This is a genomic window from Pseudomonas syringae, from assembly GCF_021605415.1.
GTDB classification, from domain to species: domain Bacteria; phylum Pseudomonadota; class Gammaproteobacteria; order Pseudomonadales; family Pseudomonadaceae; genus Aquipseudomonas; species Aquipseudomonas syringae_S.
Window position 1 is genome coordinate 1 of record NZ_WKEQ01000098.1, and the last position, 603, is coordinate 603.

Consider the following 603-nt stretch of genomic DNA (forward strand, 5'->3'; position numbering starts at 1 on the left):
AGCAACCATTGCGACTGCCACGGGTGGCAACTTCGAGAATCTGGTTCCGAGTACCGCTCCGGCCGTCACCACCGTCACCGATACCCTCGACACGACCACCGTAAAACTGACGGCGACCGAGTCGGCGGCTGAAGGTGGCACCGTTACCTACACCGCTACCGTCGGCGCAGCCGTGACCGGCTCGCCGGTTGTAGTGACGTTGGCCAACGGTCAGTCCATCACCATCGCCGTCGGCCAAACCACCGGCACCGTCAGCACCACCGCGCCGAACGACGCGCTGAACGGTCACACCCCACTGACCAACGCAATCACCGATGTGAGCGGCGGTAATTACGAGAATCTGGTTGCCGACAAAACCCCGGTCAGCACCACCGTCACCGACACCGTCGACACCACCAACCTGACGCTGGGCGCCACGCAGTCGGTCGCCGAGGGTGGTTCGATTGTCTACACAGCGACGTTGACCAATCCTGCGGGCACGCCAGTGACCGTGACGTTGAGCAACGGCGCCGTGATCAACATCGAAGCCGGCAAAACCACCGGCACCGTAACCGTTGCAGCACCGGCCGACGACGTCTACAAAGACGCCGGCAAAGTCGAAGC

General features: G+C 63.0%; 1 protein-coding gene. It reads left to right on the plus strand.

Annotation, left to right across the window (positions count from 1 at the left end; all coding sequences use genetic code 11):
• The coding region (locus GIW69_RS26170) for an immunoglobulin-like domain-containing protein (RefSeq protein ID WP_236485675.1) at positions 1 to 603 on the plus strand (603 nt) is incomplete at both ends.